Origin of the sequence: Azospirillum sp. TSH64, from assembly GCF_003116035.1 — a bacterium.
Taxonomy (GTDB): domain Bacteria; phylum Pseudomonadota; class Alphaproteobacteria; order Azospirillales; family Azospirillaceae; genus Azospirillum.
Genome location: NZ_LGQW01000015.1, coordinates 1614118 through 1635891, shown reverse-complemented (window position 1 = coordinate 1635891; position 21774 = coordinate 1614118). Strand labels below are relative to the sequence as shown.

General features: G+C 68.9%; 20 protein-coding genes. 11 read left to right on the top strand and 9 right to left on the bottom strand.

Translation table 11 applies throughout. From position 1 onward, the window contains the following. Positions 1-239: 239 nt before the first annotated feature. The 4 genes from TSH64_RS08995 to phaZ are packed head-to-tail and all read left to right on the top strand — an operon-like array spanning position 240 to position 4808. A complete protein-coding gene (locus tag TSH64_RS08995) occupies positions 240-2522 on the top strand; it encodes a VTT domain-containing protein (RefSeq protein WP_109096456.1) in 2283 nt (760 codons plus the stop codon). Next, positions 2519-3328, top strand: a complete 810-nt coding sequence (locus tag TSH64_RS08990) for an endonuclease/exonuclease/phosphatase family protein (protein ID WP_109096455.1) — start codon at positions 2519-2521, stop codon at positions 3326-3328. The genes TSH64_RS08995 and TSH64_RS08990 overlap by 4 nt, the downstream gene beginning before the upstream one ends. A gap of 28 nt (positions 3329-3356) precedes the next feature. Continuing rightward, positions 3357-3572, top strand: coding sequence for a hypothetical protein (locus TSH64_RS08985; RefSeq protein ID WP_109096454.1), 216 nt, complete (start codon positions 3357-3359; stop codon positions 3570-3572). A 9-nt stretch (positions 3573-3581) separates the two neighbouring features. Continuing rightward, positions 3582-4808, top strand: coding sequence for a polyhydroxyalkanoate depolymerase (gene phaZ, locus TSH64_RS08980; RefSeq protein ID WP_109096453.1), 1227 nt, complete (start codon positions 3582-3584; stop codon positions 4806-4808). A 61-nt stretch (positions 4809-4869) separates the two neighbouring features. Here the strand turns inward: phaZ and eat are convergent, their stop codons facing one another. The 3 genes from eat to TSH64_RS08965 all read right to left on the bottom strand — a co-directional run bounded on the left by eat (position 4870) and on the right by TSH64_RS08965 (position 8514). Further along, positions 4870-6282 (bottom strand): ethanolamine permease, encoded by a 1413-nt coding sequence (gene eat / locus TSH64_RS08975; protein WP_109096452.1) that lies wholly within the window; start codon positions 6280-6282, stop codon positions 4870-4872. Positions 6283-6346: 64 nt separating this feature from the next. After that, entirely contained in the window at positions 6347-7123 is a 777-nt protein-coding gene (gene eutC / locus TSH64_RS08970) for an ethanolamine ammonia-lyase subunit EutC (protein WP_109096451.1), read from the bottom strand. Next, positions 7120-8514 carry an ethanolamine ammonia-lyase subunit EutB gene (locus tag TSH64_RS08965; RefSeq protein ID WP_109096450.1) on the bottom strand — a complete coding sequence of 465 codons (1395 nt, stop codon included), beginning with the start codon at positions 8512-8514 and terminating at the stop codon, positions 7120-7122. The genes eutC and TSH64_RS08965 overlap by 4 nt, the downstream gene beginning before the upstream one ends. Positions 8515-8781: 267 nt before the next feature. On the opposite strand from TSH64_RS08965, the gene TSH64_RS08960 reads away from it, so the two are divergent. Beyond that, positions 8782-8970, top strand: a complete 189-nt coding sequence (locus TSH64_RS08960; RefSeq protein WP_244592380.1) for a hypothetical protein — start codon at positions 8782-8784, stop codon at positions 8968-8970. A 34-nt stretch (positions 8971-9004) separates the two neighbouring features. On the opposite strand, the gene TSH64_RS08955 is transcribed toward TSH64_RS08960, so the two are convergent. Both TSH64_RS08955 and TSH64_RS36260 read right to left on the bottom strand, forming a co-directional pair. Beyond that, the gene (locus tag TSH64_RS08955) at positions 9005-9799 is read right to left on the bottom strand and encodes a DUF1194 domain-containing protein (RefSeq protein ID WP_109096448.1); all 795 of its coding nucleotides are present in this window, start codon (positions 9797-9799) and stop codon (positions 9005-9007) included. A 226-nt stretch (positions 9800-10025) separates the two neighbouring features. Beyond that, entirely contained in the window at positions 10026-10457 is a 432-nt protein-coding gene (locus TSH64_RS36260) for a hypothetical protein (RefSeq protein WP_247872826.1), read from the bottom strand. On the opposite strand from TSH64_RS36260, the gene TSH64_RS08950 reads away from it, so the two are divergent. From TSH64_RS08950 to TSH64_RS08935, 4 genes are all read left to right on the top strand, one after another. After that, positions 10423-12201 carry a hypothetical protein gene (locus TSH64_RS08950; protein WP_247872825.1) on the top strand — a complete coding sequence of 593 codons (1779 nt, stop codon included), beginning with the start codon at positions 10423-10425 and terminating at the stop codon, positions 12199-12201. The genes TSH64_RS36260 and TSH64_RS08950 overlap by 35 nt on opposite strands. Positions 12202-12349: 148 nt before the next feature. Next, entirely contained in the window at positions 12350-12985 is a 636-nt protein-coding gene (locus TSH64_RS08945) for a LysE family transporter (protein WP_109096446.1), read from the top strand. 349 nt (positions 12986-13334) lie between these two features. After that, positions 13335-15413 (top strand): GGDEF domain-containing phosphodiesterase, encoded by a 2079-nt coding sequence (locus tag TSH64_RS08940; RefSeq protein WP_109096445.1) that lies wholly within the window; start codon positions 13335-13337, stop codon positions 15411-15413. Positions 15414-15528: 115 nt separating this feature from the next. Next, the gene (locus tag TSH64_RS08935) at positions 15529-16455 is read left to right on the top strand and encodes an EamA family transporter (protein ID WP_109096444.1); all 927 of its coding nucleotides are present in this window, start codon (positions 15529-15531) and stop codon (positions 16453-16455) included. Here the strand turns inward: TSH64_RS08935 and TSH64_RS08930 are convergent. Continuing rightward, positions 16452-17858: a nucleobase:cation symporter-2 family protein gene (locus tag TSH64_RS08930; protein WP_109096443.1), complete on the bottom strand. Its 1407-nt coding sequence runs from the start codon at positions 17856-17858 to the stop codon at positions 16452-16454. The genes TSH64_RS08935 and TSH64_RS08930 overlap by 4 nt on opposite strands. Before the next feature lie 227 nt (positions 17859-18085). Between TSH64_RS08930 and TSH64_RS08925 the strand changes: the two genes are divergently transcribed. Both TSH64_RS08925 and TSH64_RS08920 read left to right on the top strand, forming a co-directional pair. Next, on the top strand, positions 18086-18424 hold the full coding sequence (locus tag TSH64_RS08925; RefSeq protein WP_098736002.1) for an acyl carrier protein: 339 nt from the start codon (positions 18086-18088) through the stop codon (positions 18422-18424). 2 nt (positions 18425-18426) lie between these two features. Further along, complete coding sequence (locus TSH64_RS08920; protein ID WP_109096442.1) at positions 18427-19773, top strand: GH1 family beta-glucosidase; 1347 nt, start codon at positions 18427-18429, stop codon at positions 19771-19773. Here the strand turns inward: TSH64_RS08920 and TSH64_RS08915 are convergent. The 3 genes from TSH64_RS08915 to TSH64_RS35615 form a co-directional block, all read right to left on the bottom strand. Next, positions 19770-20369, bottom strand: a complete 600-nt coding sequence (locus tag TSH64_RS08915; RefSeq protein ID WP_109452442.1) for a HutD family protein — start codon at positions 20367-20369, stop codon at positions 19770-19772. The genes TSH64_RS08920 and TSH64_RS08915 overlap by 4 nt on opposite strands. A 77-nt stretch (positions 20370-20446) precedes the next feature. After that, the gene (locus TSH64_RS08910) at positions 20447-21145 is read right to left on the bottom strand and encodes a hypothetical protein (RefSeq protein WP_199237515.1); all 699 of its coding nucleotides are present in this window, start codon (positions 21143-21145) and stop codon (positions 20447-20449) included. 222 nt (positions 21146-21367) lie between these two features. Beyond that, positions 21368-21544 (bottom strand): hypothetical protein, encoded by a 177-nt coding sequence (locus TSH64_RS35615; RefSeq protein WP_158285362.1) that lies wholly within the window; start codon positions 21542-21544, stop codon positions 21368-21370. Positions 21545-21774 lie beyond the last annotated feature (230 nt).

Here is a 21774-nt window from a genome sequence, read left to right as displayed (position 1 = left end):
CCTCGAAGGCGGTGCCCGACGACGGCTCAACTCCTGCCACGCCCGGCACCCGCCCGCACTGAGCGAGGTCAATCGAGCGGCTCCGGGGCCCCGGAACGCCGCCGCCAGGGTCAATTGTTCGACCGTGGGCGTGGCCGGGGTGGCTGCAATTCCCATTGGCTTTCACCAAATGGCGAAGGGTGGGGAAGGATCGGCCTTCCCACATGTTATGACCCAGGACACCCACCCGATCGGACGCCATGTACGCCCACTCGCCCCAGCCGCTTCCGTCAGCCGGATCGACGCCCGACATCGCCGGATCGGTCGGTGTGCTGCGGCCGATCCTGCAACCGGGGCAGACCTGCTGGCGGGTGGAGGACACCGCAAGGCTTGGCGTGATCGTCGATGGAGAAGATTATTTCGCTCTGGCCAAGGCCGCCATGCGGCGCGCCCGGCGCAGCATCTACCTGACCGCCTGGGATTTCGACGCCCGCATCCGCCTGATGCCGCAGACCCGCCGGCCGCGCCGGCCCGACCGGCTGGGCACGCTGCTGAACTGGCTGGCGACCACCCGGCCCGACCTGCACATCCATGTGCTGAAGTGGGACTATGCCGAGCTGTTCGACCTCGCCCGCTGGTCGCACCCCTTCATGCTGCGCAACTGGCTGACCCACCGGCGCCTGCAATACCGGCTGGACAGCGACCACCCGACCGGCGCCTGCCATCACCAGAAGATGCTGGTGATCGACGACCGGGTCGCCTTCTGCGGCGGGCTGGACATCACCGCCAACCGCTGGGACACCCGCGCCCACCATGCCCATGACCCGCGGCGGCGCCAGCCCGACGGCAAGCCCTACGAGCCGTTCCACGACGTGATGATGGCGGTGGACGGCGACGCCGCCCGCGCGCTGGGCGAGATGTTCCGCGACCGCTGGGCACGCGCCACCGGCGAGACGCTGAAGCCCCCCGCCCCTGCCCCCGGCCGGCCCGCCCGCCGCCATCCGCTGGCCGCCGATCCCTGGCCGCCGGGCTTCGAGCCGATGCTGCGCGGCGTGCGCGTCGGCATCGCCCGCACCGACCCCGCCTGCAACGGGCGCGACGAGATCCGCGAGGTCGAGGCGCTCTATCTGGCGGCCATCGCCGCGGCGCGCGACGTCATCTATCTGGAAAGCCAGTATTTCGCCTCTACCGCGGTGGCCGAGGCGCTGAAGGCCCGGCTGGCGGAGCCCGACGGCCCGGAGGTGATCGTCGTCAACCCGGTGCGCACCACCAGCTGGCTGGAGAACACCGTCATGCTCGGCGCCCGCGCCCGGCTGACCCAGGAATTGCGCGAGGCCGACCGCCATGGCCGCTTCCGCCTGTTCGCCGCGCTGACCGACGGCGGCGCCTGCATCACCGTCCATGCCAAGGTGATGGTGGTCGACGACCGGCTGCTGCGCATCGGCTCGGCCAACCTGAACAACCGCTCCATGGGGCTCGACACCGAGTGCGACCTGGCGCTGGAGGCCGGGCCGGGGCCGGAGCATGCCGACACCCGCCGCGCCATCCTGCACACCCGCGACGACCTGATCGCCGAGCATCTGGGCTCCACGGCGGTGGAGGTGGCGGCGGCGCACCGGCGGCTGGGCTCGCTCGCCGCGGCCATCGACCAGCTGCGCAAGCCGGTCGGCCGCACGCTGGAGCCGCTGCACGACCCCGAGCCGGACGGGCTGGCTGCCGCGGTGGCCGACGCACGCGTCTTCGATCCCGAACACCCCGTCGGCGCGGTGGAGATCGTCCGCCGCGTGCTGCCGTCGCGCATCCCGCGCACGCGCCACTGGCTGACTCTGGCCGGCATATTGGCGCTGCTGGGGCTGTGGGGCATGTGGCGCTACACGGCGCTGCGGGACTGGGCGACGCTGGAGGCTGTGATGTCGGCCTTCCACAGCCTGGGCGACAGCCCGCTGGCGCCGCTGTGGCTGATGCTGGCCTATGTCGCCGGCGGCTACGTCATGTTCCCGCTGACGGTGATGATCGCCGCCACCGCCATCGTCATGGGGCCGTGGTGGGGCTTCCCCACCGCGATGGCCGGGGCGGTCGCCTCGGCGGCGGCGATGTTCTGGACCGGGCGGATCGCTGGGCGCGACCTGCTGGACCGCCATGGCGGCCCGCTGATCGCCCGCATCAACGGGAAGCTGGCCGACAGCGGCATCGCCGCGGTGGCCGGCGTGCGCGCCGTGCCGATTGCGCCCTACACCGTGGTCAATCTCGCCGCCGGCGCCTCGAAGCTGAGCTTCGGCGATTTCGTGATCGGCACCATGGTCGGTCTTGCACCCGGCATCCTTGCCTTCAATCTGCTCGGGCACCAGCTTGAGCGCACCATAACGAATCCCGGCGCCGCCGACTTCGCCCTTCTGGCGGGTATGGCGGCGGTGGCGATCGGGCTGGGCTGGCTGACCAGCCGGCTTCTCGGCCGCTCCGGCCGGGATCGGGCCGGCAAAACGCCGGGCCGGCAAGACGACAGGGCTGACGAAAGGCCAAAGGAAAGGAATTTGGAACCGTGATCCGTTTCAGCCGCGACCGTGTCCAGCGCATCGCCGCCGTGTTGCGCGCAGCCCGCTCCCGCCGCCCCCGCCGTGCCGACCGCCGCAGCCTCCCCGTTCCCGACGGCATGGCGGCGCTCAGCGTCGCCACCTGGAACATCCACAGCTGCGTCGGGCTCGATGCCCGCTTCGCCCCCGACCGCATCGCCCAGGTGATCCGCGACCTCGACGTCGACCTGATCGGCCTGCAGGAGGTCGGCTGGCACCACCGCGGCGAATCGGGCATGGACCAGTTCGCCTTCCTGGAGCGCAACACCGGGCTGAAAGCCTATGCCGGCCCGACCAAGCACAGCGAGCGCGCCCATTACGGCAACTGCCTGCTGACCCGCCTGCCGGTGCGGTCGATGGAGACGCTGGACCTGTCGGTCGGCAAGCGCGAGCCGCGCGGCGGCATCGACGCGGTGGTGGAGGTGCAGGGCCGCCCCGTGCGGGTGATCGTCGCCCATCTCGGCCTCGACCCCTGGGAACGGGCAAAGCAGGTCGGCGACATAGTGTCGCGGGTGGAGAGCCAGCCGGAGCTGCCGACCCTGTTCATGGGCGACCTCAACGAATGGACCCCCAGCTCCCCCCGGCTGCGCCAGCTGGCGTCCTCCTTCGCCGACGTCGCCAATCCGCGCAGCTTCCACGCCCGCATGCCGACTCTGCGGCTCGACCGCATCTATGTGACGGGCGGCCTGCAAATCCCCGCTTTCGAGGTGATCCGCACCATCCTCACCCGTCGGGCATCGGACCATCTGCCGGTCCGCGCCGTGCTGGCCGTGCCCTGACCGTCCAGGATTGGTCCGAAACGTCAGTATGACCAATGGAATCCTGCGCGGAGGTCATAGCGGGATTGTTGCAGTTGATAATTTTTTGTGCGCTGCAATGTTCATTGCACAACAGAGCTTTGCAAATGCGAAGAGGCTCTTGACCTATACGCGATCCCCGACGAAGGATATGGTTGGTCATACGATCAATGCGCTGATCGAAGGAACAACGAACCCTGGCCGCCCGGGGGTAGCCGTGACGTGAGGATCTGATTTGCTGTATCACCTGTACGACATGCAACACGCTGCCATGCGGCCGATGCGTTTCTGGGCCGAAGCCGCCCAGCAGACTTTCCAGAACCCGTTGATGCCCCTGTCCTACACCAAGCTGGGCCGGGCGGTCGCCGCCGGGGCCGAGCTGGTGGAGCGGACGACCCGCCGCTTCGGCAAGCCCGCCTTCGGTCTGCCGGAGACGGTGGTCGACGGGCAGACCGTTCCGGTCACCGAGCGGTTCGTCTGGCAGTCGCCCTTCTGCAAGCTGCTGAACTTCGCCAAGCCGGACGGCACGCCGCGCCAGCCGAAGGTGCTGTTGGTCGCCCCGATGTCGGGCCATCACGCCACGCTGCTGCGCGGCACGGTGGAAGCGCTGATGCGCGACCATGACGTCTACATCACCGACTGGATCGACGCGCGGCTGGTACCGATGTCGGCCGGGCGCTTCGATCTGGACGACTACATCGACACGGTGGCGGAGCTGATCCGCTTCCTGGGCCCCAACACCCACGTCATCGCGGTGTGCCAGCCGGCGGTTCCGGTGATGGCGGCGGTGTCGCTGATGGCGGCGGCGGACGAGCCGGTGCAGGCGCGCAGCATGACCCTGATGGGCGGCCCCATCGATCCGATGGCCAACCCGACGGTGCCGGTCAAGCTGGCGATGGAACGCCCGCTGAAATGGTTCGAGCGCAGCGTGATCACCACGGTCCCGGTCTATTATCCGGGCGCCTTCCGCCGCGTCTATCCGGGCTTCATCCAGCTGTCGGGCTTCATGTCGATGAACCTCGACCGCCACATCAACGAGCATGTCGGGCTGTTCCGCCATCTCGTCCGCGGCGACGGCGATTCGGCCGAGCAGCATCGCCGGTTCTACGACGAATATCTGTCGGTGATGGACCTGTCGGCGGACTTTTACCTGCAGACCATCGAGACGGTGTTCCAGAAGCACGCCCTGCCCGAAGGCACCATGGTGTCACGCGGCCGCAAGGTGGAGCCGTCGGCGATCCGCAAGACCGCAGTGATGACGGTGGAAGGCGAGCTGGACGACATCTCCGCCCCCGGCCAGACCATCGCGGCGCAGCGCCTGTGCTCGTCGCTGCCGGACGAGATGCGCAAGACGCATTTCCAGAAGGGTGTCGGCCATTACGGCATCTTCAACGGCCGCCGCTGGCGCGAAGCCATCCTGCCGGAAATCCGCAGCTTCATCCAAAGCCACGACGGCGAGTGAAAACAGAAAAGGGGCGCCGAACACCGGCGCCCCTTTTCTGACGTCAACCAGTTGAAAGCTCTCAGTCAACCATGCTCCGCGCCTCGGTAAAGGCATCCATGTGCGTCAGCCCCGAAGACGCGCCGGCCTTGACCCGCATGCCGGCGGTGGCGAGGTGGAACAGGTAGCCGAGAGCGAACAGCGCCACGAACAGCCCGAAGACCAGGGTGTTGTAGTAGACCATCGTCACCAGGGCCAGCACCGCCAGCACCAGCGAGATCGCCGGGAACACCGGATAGAAGGGTGCGCGGAACGGACGCTCCAGCGCCGGTTCGGTGGCGCGCAGCCGGAACAGCGCCGCCATGCTCATGATGTACATGACGATGGCGCCGAAGACCGACATGGTGACGATGTTGGCGGTCAGCGGCTGGCCGCCGATCTGGATCAGCTCGTCGGAATAGATGGCGGCGATGCCGATCACGCCACCGGCCAGGATCGCCCAGTGCGGGGTCTTGCGCGTCGGGTGCAGGCGGGCCAGAACCGGCGGCAGGAAGCCGGCGCGGGACAGTGCGAAGATCTGGCGCGAATAGCCCATGATGATGCCGTGGAAGGAGGCGATCAGGCCGAACAGGCCGATCCACACCAGCATGTGCAGCCAGCCGCTCGACTCACCGACCACCGCCTTCATCGCCTGCGGCAGCGGGTCGTTGATATTCGACAGCGCGTTCCAGTCGCCGACGCCGCCGGCGAAGATCATCGTGCCGAAGGCCAGCACCACCAGCGTCAGGATGCCGCCGATATAGGCGCGCGGCACCGTGCGCTTCGGGTCCTTGGTCTCCTCCGCCGCCATGGCCGCCCCCTCGATCGCCAGGAAGAACCAGATGGCGAAGGGGATCGCGGCGAAGATGCCGCCCAGCGCATCCTTGCTGAAGCTGGCCTGCCCCGCCCAGCCGTTGGCGGTGAAGTTGGCCCAGGAGTAGCCGGGATAGACGACCCCCATGAACACCACCAGCTCGATGATCGCCAGGATGGTGACGAACAGCTCGAAGGTGGCGGCGATGGAGACGCCGGCGATGTTCAGCCCCATGAACAGGATGTAGGCGCCGACCGCCGCGGTCTTCGGGTCCAGTCCAGGGAACTGCACGTTCAGATAGGCGCCGATGGCCAGCGCGATGGCCGGCGGGGCGAAGACGAACTCGATCAGCGTGGCGAAGCCGGCGACGAAGCCGCCCTTGGGTCCGAAGGCGCGGTAGCTGTAGGCGAAGGGACCACCGGCATGGGGAATGGCGGTGGTCAGCTCGGTGAAGCTGAAGATGAAGGTGGTGTACATCGCCGCGATCAGGATCGTGGTGACGAGGAAGCCCAGCGTCCCCGCCGCCGCCCAGCCATAGCTCCAGCCGAAATATTCGCCGGAGATCACCAGCCCGACGGCGATGCCCCACAGATGGAGCCCGCTCAGGCTTTTGCTCAATTCAGGTTTCGTGTTCCCAGACATGTTGCCTCCTGCCCCTGTTCAAGGCTTTGGATTCAGTGGCGTTGATGCCGTTGGCGGCGCTCTCTCACGACCGGTCGGTCAGTTGGTTTTTCTCGTTGTCCGGACCGGCGAGCGACGGGGCGTCCTCCTTCAGGGCGACCCCCGTCAGTTTCAGCCGCGCCGCCTCGGTGGCGAGCCAGCACAGCTTGTCGGCGGCCGTCTGGATCGACAGGCCGTCGGCATGGATGTTCGATATGCAGTTCCGTTCGGAATCGGCGCGGCCGGGCTTCGGGTCCCAGGTGAGATAGGCGCCCAGCGATTCCGCGGCGGACAGGCCGGGCCGCTCGCCTACCAGCAGCGCCACCAGCCGGGCGCCCATGGCCGCGGCCACCTCGTCGCCCAGAGCGACCCGCGCCTGCCCCGCCAGCACCACCGGCCCAATGCGCAGATGCCCCAGCCGCGCCATGCAGGCCTGGACCAGCGGCGCGGCGTTGACCTGCACCGCGGCGGCCGACAGCCCGTCGGCGATCACGAAGACCAGATCCCACTCCCCCGCCGGCAGCCCGGCGGCGCTGGCCGGGTCGAGCCGGCGGCCGAGGTCCGGGCGGCGCAGATAGGTCGGCCGGTCGGGCGCGGCGCTGTGGACGCGGATGGTCTCCAGCGGCGACAGGTCGGCGGCCAGCCGGTCGAAATCGACCGCATTGTGGACGGCGTCGCGGGCACGGGCATGGGCCAGCTGGAACTCCAGCAGAGCCTTGGTCGGCAGCGCGTCGCCGCTGCGGCCGAGCGCGATGCGGGCACGGGTGGCGCTGCGGAAGCGCGCCCACGGATCCTGCGGTTTATCCTTTGGAGTGTCGCTCATCGGGCCGCGCTCCCCAACAGGGCGGAGACGACGAGGCTCTGGTCGGGCCAGGGCGGCAGGCGGCGCTGCTCGTCGAGCCAGCCGGCCTTGTCCAGCCACGCCTCGAACTCCGGGGCCGGCGGGCGTTTCAGCAGATGCCGCAGGCCGAGCACGTCGTGGTAGGACAGGCTCTGGTAATTCAGCATGACGTCGTCGGCGCCGGGCACCGCGATCAGGAAATTGACGCCCGCGGTCGCCAGCATCGTCATCAGGACGTCCATGTCGTCCTGGTCGGCCTCGGCATGGTTGGTGTAGCAGGCGTCGCAGCCCATCGGCACGCCGAGCAGCTTGGCGCAGAAATGGTCTTCCAGCCCGGCGCGGGTGATCTGCTTGGCGTCGTACAGATATTCGGGTCCGATGAAGCCGACCACCGTGTTGACCAGCAGCGGGTCGAAGGCGCGGGCGACGGCATAGGCGCGGGTCTCCACCGTCTGCTGGTCGACACCGAAATGGGCATCGGCCGACAGCGCCGATCCCTGGCCGGTCTCGAAATACATGACGTTGTCGCCGATGGTGCCGCGCTTGAGCGATTTCGCCGCCTCCTGCGCCTCGGCCAGCAAGGACAGGGTGACACCGAAGCCACGGTTGGCCTTCTCGGTGCCGGCGATGGACTGGAACACCAGATCGACCGGCGCCCCGCGCTCCATCGCCTGCATCGTCGTGGTGACATGGGCCAGCACGCAAGACTGCACAGGGATGTCGAAGCGGGTGCGGACGGCATCCAGCATCTCCAGGAGAGCGATGCAGGCCGGGACATTGTCGGTCGCCGGGTTGATGCCGATCACCGCGTCGCCGATGCCGTAGAGCAGCCCGTCCAGCGTCGAGGCGGCGATGCCGGTCGGGTCGTCGGTCGGGTGGTTGGGCTGCAGGCGGCTCGACAGCCGCCCCGGCAACCCGACCGTGGTGCGGAAACGGGTGACGACCGAGCATTTGGCGGCGACCGAGACCAGATCGTGGTTGCGCATCAGCTTGGATGCCGCCGCCACCATCTCCGGCGTCAGGCCGGGGGCGAGTGCGGCCAGCGCGGCGCTGTCGGCCTGGTAGGACAGCAGCCAGTCGCGGAACTGCCCGACCGTCATGTGGGCCACCGGACGGAAGGCGTCGGCGTCATGGCGGTCGATGATCAGCCGCGTCACCTCGTCGGTCTCGTAGGGGACCAGCACCTCGGTCAGGAAGGTTTTCAGCGGCAGGTCGGCCAGCACCATGCGCGCCGCCACCCGCCGTTCGTCGCTGTCGGCGGCGATGCCCGCCAGTTCGTCGCCCGACCGCCGCGGCGAGGCGCAGGCCATCACCGCCTTCAGATCGTCGAACCGATGGCGCTGCCGCCCCAGGTCGCACTGGTAACCAGCCATGCCGGCCTCCCGCCCGTCTCATTACGGACGCAAGAGTGGCACGGGTGCCGCGGTGGGCAGTTGACCGTAGAACACAAAATGCAGACCGGAGAGAGGAAGGCGCGATCAGGGGGAGTAGCTTGAACGGCAGCGTTCCGGCTCAGGCGTGGCCATCGGCGGAGAAATCGGCTAGGCGGGCGAACCCGAAGCCCGGCCATGGCGTTCCTTCCGCACTGCAGCGCGCCGCCCATCACCGGACGCCGCGCGCCACGAGTGAAGGAGAATCCGATGCTGAGGCTTTTGCGCGCCGCCGCCCTGGTCCTGCCGCTGGTCGCCGTGGCCGCCTGCCACCAGGAAGGCCCGGCCGAGCGGGCCGGCAAGTCCCTCGACAATGCGGGCCAGAGCGTCAAGGACGCCATCGATCCGCCGGGCCCGGCGGAAAAGGCCGGCCGCGCCATCGACCGCACGGTCAACTGACGGCCGGACGGTGAACTGACCGCCTCTCGCACGGTCAGCGGGCGGCGAAGTCCCGCCCTCGCCCCCGCCCGGTCGGCGGAACGCCCGACACCTCCAGCAGCAGTTTGCTGAGGATGGCGTCGGCGAAGGCGTCGAAGTCGCGGGCGGGCACCAGGAAGGCGCCGGGGCCGCCGATGACATGCTCGCGGTAATAGGCTTCCAGATCGTTCGGCGCCGCCCCGCCCCAGGGGTTGGGGCGGTCGTTCAGGATCGGCAGGCCGTTGATGGTGATGCCGCGGGCGACCGCGGCGTCGCGCGCCTCCTCCACCGGACGGCCGCGGTTGTTCTCGCCGTCGCCCGAAATGTCGATGACCCGCCGCGTCCCCTCGAACCCGTTGTTGCCGAACAGCGGGACGGCGTAGTCGATGACCGCGCTGATCGAGGTCCACTGCTCCGTCATCATCGGCGCCTCCGCCACGCTGGCGGCGAAGCGTTCGATGCTGGCCGGATCGCTCAGTTCGGTCCAGCCGACGACGGTGTGCTGGTGGCTTTCCCCCGCCCATTCCACATAGGTGGCGCTGATCCGGCCGAAGGGCCCACCGCGGATCGCCGCCTGCACCTTCGGGTTCAGCAAGGCCTGGACATAGCCGTTGCGCTGAAGCTTCGCCTCGTCCGGATCGACGCTGCCGGACACGTCGACCGCAAAGACCAGTTCCACGTCCACCGGCGTCTGTGCCGCGGCCGGGACAATGAATGCGGGCAGGCATAAAAGGGCGAGCATCGGAAGACGGGCGACCGCAGGGGCGAAGGCGCGCGCCAAGACGTGGGCCAAGAGACGGTATGCACGCATACGCACCCTCCATCCAGCCACCGGTCCGGCCTGGGCGCCGGACGAAGGACTGAGGATTGGTGCGCGAACGCTCCCTGTCCATGCTTCACTGGTCTATTCCGATCCCGCCGGACGGCCAGTGCGGGGTACTCCACCGCCGGAAGTACAAGAATATGCAGGCGGACCGCGGGTAACGGGTGACAAAACCGATATTGCCTGCATAGGCTAGTCCTATCGGGGTACGCCGTCAGGCCGGCGCCATCCCGCGCCGCCACCCGCCCCGTTCAATCTCCGAAGCAGCCATCGACGTGCTCCCTGGTCGTTCGCTCCCCGCTCCCGCTGCGGCTTCACCGTCGCGATGGACCAGCCGGCTGCTGCTGTCCGTCTGCACCGTCCTCGCAACCGGATTTTCAGCTTCGGGCATAGCGCAGCCGGTGACGACGACCGCACCGATCACGGTGGCGGAGTTGCCGCCCACGCCCATCCATGCCGCGGAACTGATGGCGCCCGAGCGGCCCAGACCGCAGGGCCGGACCCAACCCGTCGCCGCCAAGCCGCCCGCCACGCCTTCCACTGCGCCGAACGCCGATCCGCAGACCGCAGAGGCGAGAGCCGCCGCCGCGAAAGCGGCAAGAGCCGCCAAAATGGCTGAAGCCAGGGCCGCCGACGAGCGGATCATGAGCAGCCGGGCCTCCGACAGCCGGCCGCCGGACGGGCAGACCGCCTGCGCCGACCATGAGCCGGCGAGCCAGCAAGTGCTCGACGCCCTGTTCGGCGGGGATGCGGCCTTCGCAGATCTGGCCCGCCGGTCGCCGGCCGAGGCGTTCCGCTGCTCCAGCCTGTTCCCCGGCGACGCGGCGCTGGCCGCCCTGCGCGACGCCGTTCCGCAGGCGCCTTTCGATGCGGTCGGAGCCGCCGATCAGCTGAGCACCCGCCCCGGCGGGGAGGAGATCATCGCCCGCGCGCTCGACCTCGGGCTGCTGACCCGCTCGCTGGAGGGGGGCATGCCCTTCTACGAGACACGGCACGAGCTGCGCAAACGCCTGCCCAAGACGGATCTCCGGGCGCTGGAAATCCATGCGGCCAAGGCATTGGCGGCCTCGCTGGCGCGCGATCCGGCGGGGATGGCGCCGAAGATCGGCGCGCTGCTCGACGACATGGTCGACGATCCGCCGGCCGACCGCTTCCGCATCACGATGGCGATGTCGTCGGAGGATCTGCTCGGGCTGATCGCGCGGATCGGGCCGCAGCTCTACACCTCCTCGCTCGACGGGCTGGTCAACATCCTGCGGATCCAGGTGAAGCTGGAGAAGCGCAGTTTCCTCGCCCTCGCGCGCGAGGAGCGGACACGGCCATTGTGGGCGGAGTTCTTCGTCGCAACGGTCGCCGGCGGACGGGCGGCGAGCCTGTTCGGCACCAACCCGGCCATCGCGCGGGAGCTGATGCGCGAGAGCCTGCGGGCCCTGCTGCCGGCCGACGGGAAGCCGCCGGCGATCGACACCGCGGTCGTGATCGGCGCTCTGGCCGACGCCATGGATCTTGACAGTCCCGCAATCCGCGCGGCACTCGAAGACGAGCTGGCCGCCCGCTACCGCGCCGCCGGCGAACCGCCGGCAAAGACCGGACTACAGGACGTGTCCATCCGGGGCGGGATCGGCGACACGCCGGCCCGGGGCATAATCGGGCTGGCGGGCAGCCTGCACGCGGCACGGCTGTCCGGCCGGGCGGCCACCCCGGCCTTCGAGGCGGAACGCTTTTCCCAGAACCATCCGCTGGCCGCCCTGCCGGTCCTGAGCGGACAGCGCCTGTTCCGCAACGGCATCAACGTGCAGCGGATGACCTTCTACGACGATCCCGACGGTCGGGCGTCCTTCCGCGGCTTCCTGCGCCAGCACCGCGCGCAGGGTTGGGCGCTGCACGCCCAGTCCGGCTTTGCCGTCGCCATCAGTCCCGAACGCCACGGGCGCCGGATCGTCATCGTCGCCGACATCCCCGGTGCCGGCGACGCCGGCCGAGCCGCCGCCTGGGACTGGATGGCGCGCGAGGGTCTGGCCCCGTCCATCGTCATCCATCGCGGCCACAGCTATCACGAGGACGCCACCATGACGGAGATCGCGCCGGGCACGGCGCTGGTCTTCTGGGGTTCCTGCGGCGGACACACGCGCCTGCGCTCGACCTTGGAACGCGCCCCCGATGCGCTGGTTCTGGCGACCCAGAACATCGGCGTGTCGACGGTCAACGAGGCCCTGCTGGGCATCATGGAGGAGCGGCTGCTGGCCGACGGCGCCATCGACTGGAACGCCGTGTGGAAGGAGGCGCGCGGGCGCATCCGCGACCGCCGCTTCGCCTCCTACAAGCGGCCCGACCAGGATTCGGCCAACCTCGCCTTCCGGGCCTGGCAGATCCGGACGGCGGCGCACTGACCCGTTTCGGCCGGCATCGGAAAGCCGGTTCCGCAAGCATGGCTGTGTTTCGCCGCTGCCGCTTGCGGCGGAACCGGGCGCATGCTGCTGTGATGTGGCCGATTGTCGCTTCCTCCCCGGCATCCCTCCGGCATCGAGGTTTCCAGCCATGACGTGGCAAACGCTCGCCTTCTTCTTCGCCACCGCCTTCGTGATCTCCATGACGCCGGGCCCGAACATGCTGCTGGCGATGAGCCTCGGCCTGCGGTTCGGCGCACGCCGCGCCGCCTGGGGCGGAGCCGGCATGTGCGCGGCACTGGCGGTGATGGCCGCGCTGTCGGCCTTCGGGCTGGGCGCCCTGCTCTCCACCTCCGTGCTCGCCTTCGAGATCGTGCGCTGGGCCGGCGTCGCCTATCTGACCTGGCTCGGGATCGCCGCATGGCGGGCGCCGGTCGAACAGCCGGGCGAGCGCGATGCCGCCGCCGCCGCTTCGGGGGAGGGCACCCCCGTGCGCCTGTTCCTGCGCGGCGCGCTGGTCGCCTTCAGCAACCCGAAGGCGTTGGTCTTCATGGGCGCGCTGTTCCCGCAATTCATCGACGCCACCGCCCCGCTGGCGCCGCAGCTGGTGGCGCTGGTCGCCACCATGGTGGTGATCGAGTTCGGCTGGATCATGGCCTATGCCACCGGCGGCGACCGTCTGGCGGCGAAGCTCACCACGGTGTCCGCGGCCAGGTCGCTGAACCGCCTGACCGGCGGCCTGATGATCGGCGCCGGCGGCCTGCTGGCGCTCGCCCGTCGGGTCTGATCCGCCCTCGCCTCCCCACAAGACGTCGAAAAAGAAAAAGGGCCGCGCAATCGCGCGGCCCTGTAGTTTAGGGAGGAAACGCCCCGAGAATGGGCAAGGGCAGAATATGCTGCGGCGCACACGAACTGGTATTACCAATGCTGAATGGTAGCCATGCGCTGCGGGAATAGCCCTATGCAGCAATATGCATTGTCAGCAATAGAGCACATCCTCGGTTACAAAAATTTCACAGATCCGCCGCGTCCCGGTCATCGCCCGCACCACTAATGCTGCGGTTCGCCGTCCTCGCCGAAAGGTTTACCCCCGGCAGGGACGGCGGTGCGAAACACCCGGCCTTAGGAACGGTGCGATGGCGATCCCAGTCCTGCGCAGCCTGACGCTGAAGCAGGCGATTCACGCGGTCCTCGCCGCCTTCGTCATCGGCCTGACCATCACCGCGGCCGAATTCGCCTGGACTGCCACGCGCGAGCGGGCGACGGCGCTGGCGCAGGTCAAGGATGTGGTCGCGTTGGTCGAGGGGCCGGCCGCCAGCGCCGCTTGGCTGATCGACGCGGAGCTGGCAGGGCAGGTGTTGCAGGGGATGGTCCGTGCCAACGCCGCCTGGGCGGAGATCCGCCTGGGTGACGGCACCCTGTTGGCGCGCCGCGAACGCCCGCCCAAGCCGGCCAGCCTGCTGGAACGCGGGGCGACCGCCCTGCTGTTCGTCGACCGGCCGGTGGTGACGCACGAGCTGATGACCCCGCCGAACGGATCGGCGAGCGGACCGCGCGCCGCCGACGCCTCGCGGATCGGACAGCTGGTCGTCGGCATCGACACCGGACGGGCAGCCTCCGGCTTCCTTACCTATGTTTCCGCGGCGCTTGTGGCGGGGACCCTGCGCAACCTGCTGATCGGGCTGGCGATGGCGGTGGTGTTCCACCGGCTGCTGACCCGCCCGCTGTTGCAGATCGGCCGCGCGGTGGCGCGGATCGACCCGGAAAAGCCCTATGGCCAGCCGCTGGCCGTGCCGCGCGGCCATGCCGACGACGAGCTTGGCTTCGTCATCGCCCGCTTCAACCACACCCTCACCCTGCTGGAGCAAGAGCATGACGAGCTGCGGCGGCTGGCGACGCGCTGCCCGCTGACCGGGCTGGCGAACCGGGCGCTGCTGCTAGACCGGCTGGACCACGCCATCGAACTGGCGAACCGCGCACGCGAACCGGATGCCGGCCGACTGGCCGTGCTGTATGTCGACCTCGACCGCTTCAAGCGGGTGAACGACAGCCTGGGCCACGCCATCGGCGACCTGCTGCTCTGCCGGGTGGCGGACCGGCTGGGCGTCAGCGTGCGCCGCTGCGACACCGTCGGCCGGCTGGGCGGCGACGAGTTCCTGGTCGTGCTGGAGCGCGTCGCCGACCGGGACGAGGCGGCGATGGTGGCGCAACGGCTGCTCGACGGCCTGTCCTCCCTGCGCGAGGTGGGCGAGCACCGCGTCCATCTCACCGCCAGCATCGGCGTGGCCGTCCATCCTGCGACAGGGAATGGCAAAGCGCCGGACGCCGCCGGCCTGATGCGGATGGCCGATTCCGCGATGCAGGCGGCGAAGGCCGCGGGCGGCGACCGTTTCGTCTTCTACACCCGCGAGATGACCGACCGGGCGGAGACCCGGCTGCGGCTGGAATCCGGCCTGCGCGAGGCGGTGGCGGCGCGCGCCTTCGAGCTGGTCTATCAGCCGAAGATCGAGGCGGCGGGCGGCCGGCTGACCGGCTTCGAGGCGCTGATCCGCTGGCGGCACGAGGGGGCGGCGGTCTCGCCCGCCGATTTCATCCCGGTCGCCGAAGACACCGGCCTGATCATCGAGATCGGCCGCTGGGTGCTGGAGGAAGCCTGCCGTACCGCGACCCGCTGGGCGCTCGACCACGGCCCGGTGCCGGTGGCGGTCAACGTTTCCGCCCGCCAGCTTGCCGATCCCGGCTTCGCCCGGCTGGTCGAACAGGTGTTGCAGCGCCACGGCACGCCGCCCAACCTGCTGGAGCTGGAGATCACCGAGACCGTCATCATGAAGGACGTGCGCCACCATCTGCCGACGCTGAACCGGCTGCGGGCGTTGGGGGTGCGCATCGCCATCGACGATTTCGGCACCGGCTATTCCTCGCTGGCCTATCTGCGCCAGCTGCCGGTCGATGTGCTGAAGATCGACCGCAGCTTCGTCAACGACCTGCCGCATGCCCCCGACATCGCCTCCACCGTCATCGCGCTCGCCCAGCGGCTCCTGCTGTCCACCGTGGCGGAGGGGGTGGAGACCGCCGAGCAGCGCCATTGGCTGGCGGAGGCCGGCTGCGACTGCCTGCAAGGCTTCCTGATCTCGCGCCCGCTGGCGGCCGAGGCGGCCGAGGCGATGGTGATGACCGCCTTCGCCCGGACCGAGCCGCTGCCGATGACGGCCTGAGACCGGAGTTTCTAAGGCCGGAGATTCGGTCAATGCGCGGCGGAGGTCCGGTCAAGACAGCCCTCCGCCGGCCGGCTATGGTCGCCACCTCGACGTCAACCGACCGATACACCCGATGACCGCCTCCTCCACCGCCACCCTGCCCGACCGCCGCTCATCCAACCGCGCCACTTTGGTCGGCTTCATCGCCATCCTGCTGTGGGCGACGCTGGCCCCGCTGGCGACGCTGGCCGCCATGGTGCCGCCGTTCCAGCTGGTGGCGACCTCCTTCCTGCTGGCCTTCCTGGTCGGCAGTTGCTGGACCGCATCCCGCGGCGACAACCCGCTGCGCTATTTCCGCCAGCCGGTCGCGGCCTGGGCGCTGGGGGTCGGCGGGCTGTTCGGCTTCCATTTCCTCTATTTCATGGCCTTGCAGGCGGCCCCGCCGGTGGAGGCCAACCTGATCAACTATCTGTGGCCGCTGCTGATCGTGCTGTTCTCCGCCCTGCTGCCGGGCGAGCAGCTGCGGGTGTGGCATGTCGGCGGCGCCGTCGCCGGGCTGGCGGGTACCGCACTGCTGATCGCCCGCGGCGGCGGGGGCGGATTTTCCATCGACCCGGCGCATCTGCCGGGCTATGCCGCGGCACTCGGCAGCGCCGTCACCTGGGCCGGCTATTCGGTGCTGCGCCGCCGGCTGGGCCAGATCGGCGAGGCGCCGACCGACGCGGTCAGCGCCTTCTGCCTCGTCACGGCGATCCTGTCGCTGCTCTGCCATCTGGCCCTGGAACGGACGGTGTGGCCGGACAGCGCCGCCGGCTGGGGCGCGATGCTTCTGCTGGGGTTGGGACCGGTGGGTGCGGCCTTCTTCGTCTGGGATTATGGCGTGCGCCATGGCGACATCCGGGCGCTGGGGGCGCTGTCCTATCTGGCGCCCCTGCTGTCGACCCTGCTGCTGGTCCTGTTCGGCCTCGCCCCCAATTCAGGCATCATCTGGGTGTCCTGCGCCCTGATCGCCGGCGGATCGCTGCTCGCCAGCAAGGACCTGCTGCGGGGGAAGGCTTAAGCCTCCACCCCCTGCGCGGCTGCCGCGACGTCGTGGCGGGCGCGGTCGGCACTCGCCAGCCCGTTGAAGTACCAGTTCAGCGCCACCGCGGTCAGGGTGCCGAGCAGGATGCCGCTGTGCAGAAGCGGCGACAGGAAGGCCGGCATCTGCGAGAAGAACTTGTCGGACACCAGCGGGATCAGCCCGACGCCGACGCTGACCGCCACGACGATCAAATTCTCGCGCCGGCCGGCGAAATCGACCTGCGCCAGGATCTTCACGCCGGTCGCCGCCACCATGCCGAACATCACCAGCCCGGCCCCGCCCAGCACGAAGGCCGGCACCGACGCCACCACATGGGCAAGCTTCGGCAGCAGCCCAAGCAGCAGCAGGATCAGCCCGCCTGCAGCACACACCCAGCGGCTGCGCACGCCGGTCACTCCGACCAGCCCGACATTCTGCGAGAAGGAGGTGTAGGGGAAGGTGTTGAAGACGCCGCCGATCAGCGTGCCCAGCCCGTCGGTGCGCAGGCCGCGGACCAGATCCTCGCGGCTCACCGGACGGCCGACCATGTCGCCGACGGCCAGGAACATGCCCGTCGACTCGATCATCACCACGATCATCACCAGCGACATGGTCAGGATGGCGACCGGATCGAACACCGGCATGCCGAACTGGAAGGGCTGGACCAGCGCCACCCACGGCGCCTCCCCCAGCCCTTTGAAATCGACCATGCCCAGCACCATCGCCAGCACCATCCCGGCCACCAGACCCAGCAGCACCGCGACGTTGCGGACGAATCCGCGGCCATGCTTCATCAGCGCCAGGATCGTCAGCAGCACGAAGGCCGCCACGCCCAGGAAGGCGGGGTCGCCGAATCGCGGATTGCCGACCCCGCCGCCGGCCCAGCCGACACCCACCCGCATCAGCGAGACGCCGATGATGGCGATGACGCTGCCGGTCACCACCGGCGGGAACAGCGGCAGCAGCCGGCCGACCAGCGGGGCGGCCAGGATGGCGAAGATGCCCGACCCGATCACCGCGCCGTAGATGCCCAGCAGCCCGAGCGACGGGTTGGTCGCCATCGCCACCATCGGGCCGACGGCGGCGAAGGTGACGCCCATCATCACCGGCAGCCGGATGCCGAATCGCCAGACCCCCACCGCCTGGATCAGCGTGACCACGCCGCAGGCGAACAGGTCGGCGTTGATCAGCATGGCGATCTGGTCCTTCGGCAGCTTCAGGGCGCCGCCGACGATCAGCGGCACCGCGATGGCCCCCGCATACATCACCAGCACATGCTGCAGACCCAGCGCCAGCAGCCGCCAAGGCGCCAGAACCTCGTCGACGGGATGGACATCGGGGGTGGCGGCGCTTTTCATGGCGGAAGCCTCGCTCTGCAATCGGTCGGCTTCGTTCTGCATGGGGCGTGCCGCCCTGGCGGATGGCGGCTTCCGGCCGTATCCCCGCCCGCCACTGCACAATGCCTGGGCAAATCCATGGCGCCGCTGCCCGCACAGGTGGCAAAAGCCGCGCGGTTTATTGCCGCGCCCGGCTGGAGACCCCGACGGGGACTGCGTTATTCTTTAACGATCCGTGCGTACAGTCGCTGCCGCATACCCCTTTCGCGCAACCGAAGCCGAGCGTCGCGATGAGCAAGTCGATCGAGGGTGTATCCAACTGGATGCACATGTTCCGTTGGATCGTGAAGCTGATCCGCGACGAGTATGGGGTCGACGAGGCTCTGCTGACCCGCAATGCGACGCTGGAGACCGACATCCAGCTGTCCATCGACCAGGTCGAGCAGGTGCTGGAATACATCGCCGAGAGCTTCGCCATCCGCTTTCCCGACGGGACGCTGGACGAGCTGGTGAAGCTGGAGGAGCTCTGCCTGCTGGCGAGCTGGATCAAGGGCTATTACAAGCGCCCGGAATTCATCTCCGACGCCTTCGAGGCCCGCTGCCGCAGCATCAACCAGATCGCAGCCTGACGATGACCGACCGGCCCTCCCCAACTCCACCCACCCTGTACCCGCCGGGCTTCGTCTGGGGCGTTTCCACCTCCGCCTACCAGATCGAAGGAGCCGCTGCCGAGGACGGGCGTGGCGCCAGTATTTGGGACGTGCGCTGCCGCACCCAGGGCGGGGTGGTGAACGGCGACACCGGCGACGTCGCCTGCGACCACTATCACCGCATGCCGGAGGATGTGGCCCTGATGAAGGGGCTGGGCGTCGATGCCTACCGCTTCTCCGTTTCCTGGCCCAGGGTGATGCCGCGCGGCAAGGGGGCGGTGAACGGGGCGGGGCTGGACTTCTACGACCGGCTGATCGACCGGCTTCGGGAGTCGGGCATCGAGCCCTGGCTGTGCCTCTATCACTGGGATTTGCCGCAGGCCTTGCAGGATCTGGGCGGCTGGTCGTCGCGCGACTGCGCCGGCTGGTACGCCGACTACGCGGCACTCTGCGCCCGGCGCTACGGCGACCGGGTGAAGCGCTGGATCACCTTCAACGAATTCTCGGTCTTCACCCTGTTCGGCTATGCGATTCCCTGGGCTGCGCCGGGAATCGTCGACCGGGCGCAGCATCTGCGCGCCATCCACCATGTCAACCTCGCCCATGGCGCCGGGGTGGACGTGCTGCGCGACATGGTGCCGGGCGCCTCCATCGGCGCCATCCACAACCGTCAGGTCGTGATCCCGGAAACCGACACGCCGGAGAACCGCGCCGCCGCGGCATTGCTGGACGAGCATTGGAATCTGGTCTTCTGCGACCCGCAGATCCTGGGCCACTACCCGCCGCAGACCGCCGCCGCCATCGAGCCCCATGTCCGGCCCGGCGACATGGCGCGTATCGCCCGGCCGGTGGACTGGTTCGGGCTGAACCATTACGGCCCGATCTTCGCCAAGGCCGATCCGGCCCGCACCTGGGGCTATGGCTGGGGCGACGCGCCGGCCGACCAGCCGACCCACGGCGTCGGCTGGGCCATCTTCCCCGACGCCTTCCGGGACGAGCTGCTGACCATCCAGCGCCGCTACCGCCTGCCCATCGTGGTGACGGAGAACGGCTGCGGCGGCAGCGACACCGTCAGCCCGGACGGGGCCGTGCATGACCCGCACCGCATCAATTACCTGACCATCTACAACGCCGCGATGCGCGACGCGATGGCCCAGGGTGCCGACGTGCGCGGCTATTTCGTCTGGTCGCTGCTGGACAATTTCGAGTGGGGCAGCGGCTACGGCCAACGCTTCGGCATCGTCCACGTCGATTTCCAGACCCTGGCCCGCACATGCAAGGACTCGGCGCGCTGGTATGCGGAGCTGATCCGGGCGGCGAAGTCCTAACGGCGCCACACCTCGGCACAGACGCCCTCCGCCCCGTCCGGCGCCTCCACCAGCGCCGCCGCGCCATGCAGGAGCAGGCTGTGGCCGGCGGGAACCGTCAGCGCCTCCCCGTCCTCGGGCGTTACCGTCAGCATGCCGGCAAGGGCGTGGACCAGAATCACATCGGCTTCGGCCCGGTGCACATTGGCCCTTTGCGCGGCGGAGCCGGACAGCAGGGTCAACATGCCGGCCGCAGACGCCCGGTCGAGCATCAGGTTGACGTCGCGGATCGGACCGGCCGTCGGCTCGCACCACACCGGGGCCTCGCCGGGAAAGGCGAAGGCGGGGTCCAGGCGGCGGCGCTCGACCGGCGGGGCGCCATCGACCGACAGGCGCATGCCGTCGCCTTCCACCACGGCGATCAGACGATCATAACCGGAAAAGGCGGAAAAGGGACCGGGTTCGACCACGTCGGCGATGCTGACGCGCCAGACGAAACGGCCATCGGGGCGGCCATCGGCGGCCGCTTCCATCGCCAGCTCGGTGGTGACGCCGCCACCGTTCTTCCAGGGAACGCGGCGATGGTCGGCGGGGCTCAGGCGCGTGATGGACGGCAAAATCTTGGCTCCGAAACGGATCGGCTCCGCTCCGTCATAGCACAGTTCCGTCATGGCGCAGGGCCCAACGCCCAGCGTCACACGAACAGGCTGAAGCTGCCCATCAGTTTCTGGGTGCCGGTCTGTCCGGTGGGGATGGAGTTCATGCTGCTGATGGCCTGGTTCAGCCCGTCGAGCGTCGCCTGCTGCCCGGTGGTGAGCGACTGCCCGGTGTCACCCTTGGCCGGCTGCTTGGCGACCGTGTCGTAATCCTGGCTGTAATTCCCCATGACCAGCTGCATGGCGTAATTCTTCGGGTCCTTGTCCGACTGGCCCTTTTCGCGGCTCACGCGCAGGGTGTAGTCGCCCTTGTCGACCGTCAGGTTGCCGGCCTGCAACTGCTTGAAGGCCTTGTAATCGTCGCCGGCCTTCGGATCGCTGTCGGCCACCACGCGGCCGAGCCTGTTCATCACCTGGACGCGCAGGCCGTCGTCGCCGACCTGCCCCATGGTCATCTCGCCCTTCTGGACGACCTTGAACTTGTAGAAATCGACCTTGTCGTTCGGCGCCAGGGTGCTGGCGACGTTCAGGCGGGTGGTGTTCTTGGCAAGCACGCCGATGTCGGTGGCGCCAGCCGTGGTGGTCTGCGCCGACTTCTTGACCGTCTTGGAGTATTCCTTGACGTCGCCGACAGCCTGATTGCTCTGCGACTTCTTGATGGCCTCCACCGCGTTGTTGATCGACGCGTTGAGGCTGGAGACCATAGAGTTGACGCCTGAGAGAGCATCATCCGCCATGATTCGTCATCCTTCTTCCGATCCGACCATCGCGCCCATCCCGACACGGACGTCGGCGAGGACCTGCCAACAAGAGTGCGGCCGGCTGAGCCGCCACCCGGACACGTCTGCCCAAAGGGAGTATACGACAACAGCCGGCCGAACATAGGTAGGATTCGTGATTTTTTTGGTCGAAAGCTGGGATGCGGACCCTGCACGCCACGGTCGGCGGCCCGATCCGCATCAGGATCGCGGCTTTTCTCCGTTTGCCGTATGCGGCTCGGCCAGGGTGGCGGCCGCAGCGCCGATCAGGTTGGCCGGCGGCAGGACCGACTCGGAAGCGGCCGGGCCGGCGGCTTCGTCGGCGAGATGGCAATGGGGCGGCTGGGTGGGACCGGTGACGACATCGAAATCGAACATGACAACCTCTCTTGGCTTGTGATGAAGCCGCCCGGGTCGCCCGTGTTCGGATTTTTCAGGATGTGCAGCCCATCGAGGGCCGGGGATCACAAACACGAAAGCCGCCGCGGGTCGGTCCGGGCGGCTTCGGGAGTGAGCGACAGATGCGCGTTCCTAGGCCGCCGAACGAAACCAGCGGCCAAAATATCGGGAGCGTCCACAGGACGCGATGGCGAGCATCTGTTGCATAG

What these genes read in the sequence shown, in the direction of transcription:
- TSH64_RS08950 (WP_247872825.1), top strand. Translation starts at nt 10,423, where the DNA reads ATGGCTGAAGCCAGGGCCGCCGACGAGCGGATCATGAGCAGCCGGGCC.
- eutC (WP_109096451.1), bottom strand. Translation starts at nt 7,123, where the DNA reads ATGAGCGACACTCCAAAGGATAAACCGCAGGATCCGTGGGCGCGCTTC.
- TSH64_RS35615 (WP_158285362.1), bottom strand. Translation starts at nt 21,544, where the DNA reads ATGTTCGATTTCGATGTCGTCACCGGTCCCACCCAGCCGCCCCATTGC.
- TSH64_RS08995 (WP_109096456.1), top strand. Translation starts at nt 240, where the DNA reads ATGTACGCCCACTCGCCCCAGCCGCTTCCGTCAGCCGGATCGACGCCC.
- TSH64_RS08930 (WP_109096443.1), bottom strand. Translation starts at nt 17,858, where the DNA reads ATGCAGAACGAAGCCGACCGATTGCAGAGCGAGGCTTCCGCCATGAAA.
- TSH64_RS08940 (WP_109096445.1), top strand. Translation starts at nt 13,335, where the DNA reads ATGGCGATCCCAGTCCTGCGCAGCCTGACGCTGAAGCAGGCGATTCAC.
- TSH64_RS08910 (WP_199237515.1), bottom strand. Translation starts at nt 21,145, where the DNA reads ATGGCGGATGATGCTCTCTCAGGCGTCAACTCTATGGTCTCCAGCCTC.
- eat (WP_109096452.1), bottom strand. Translation starts at nt 6,282, where the DNA reads ATGTCTGGGAACACGAAACCTGAATTGAGCAAAAGCCTGAGCGGGCTC.
- TSH64_RS08985 (WP_109096454.1), top strand. Translation starts at nt 3,357, where the DNA reads ATGACCAATGGAATCCTGCGCGGAGGTCATAGCGGGATTGTTGCAGTT.
- TSH64_RS08935 (WP_109096444.1), top strand. Translation starts at nt 15,529, where the DNA reads ATGACCGCCTCCTCCACCGCCACCCTGCCCGACCGCCGCTCATCCAAC.
- TSH64_RS08925 (WP_098736002.1), top strand. Translation starts at nt 18,086, where the DNA reads ATGAGCAAGTCGATCGAGGGTGTATCCAACTGGATGCACATGTTCCGT.
- TSH64_RS08965 (WP_109096450.1), bottom strand. Translation starts at nt 8,514, where the DNA reads ATGGCTGGTTACCAGTGCGACCTGGGGCGGCAGCGCCATCGGTTCGAC.
- TSH64_RS08955 (WP_109096448.1), bottom strand. Translation starts at nt 9,799, where the DNA reads ATGCGTGCATACCGTCTCTTGGCCCACGTCTTGGCGCGCGCCTTCGCC.
- TSH64_RS08960 (WP_244592380.1), top strand. Translation starts at nt 8,782, where the DNA reads ATGCTGAGGCTTTTGCGCGCCGCCGCCCTGGTCCTGCCGCTGGTCGCC.
- TSH64_RS08920 (WP_109096442.1), top strand. Translation starts at nt 18,427, where the DNA reads ATGACCGACCGGCCCTCCCCAACTCCACCCACCCTGTACCCGCCGGGC.
- TSH64_RS08945 (WP_109096446.1), top strand. Translation starts at nt 12,350, where the DNA reads ATGACGTGGCAAACGCTCGCCTTCTTCTTCGCCACCGCCTTCGTGATC.
- TSH64_RS36260 (WP_247872826.1), bottom strand. Translation starts at nt 10,457, where the DNA reads ATGATCCGCTCGTCGGCGGCCCTGGCTTCAGCCATTTTGGCGGCTCTT.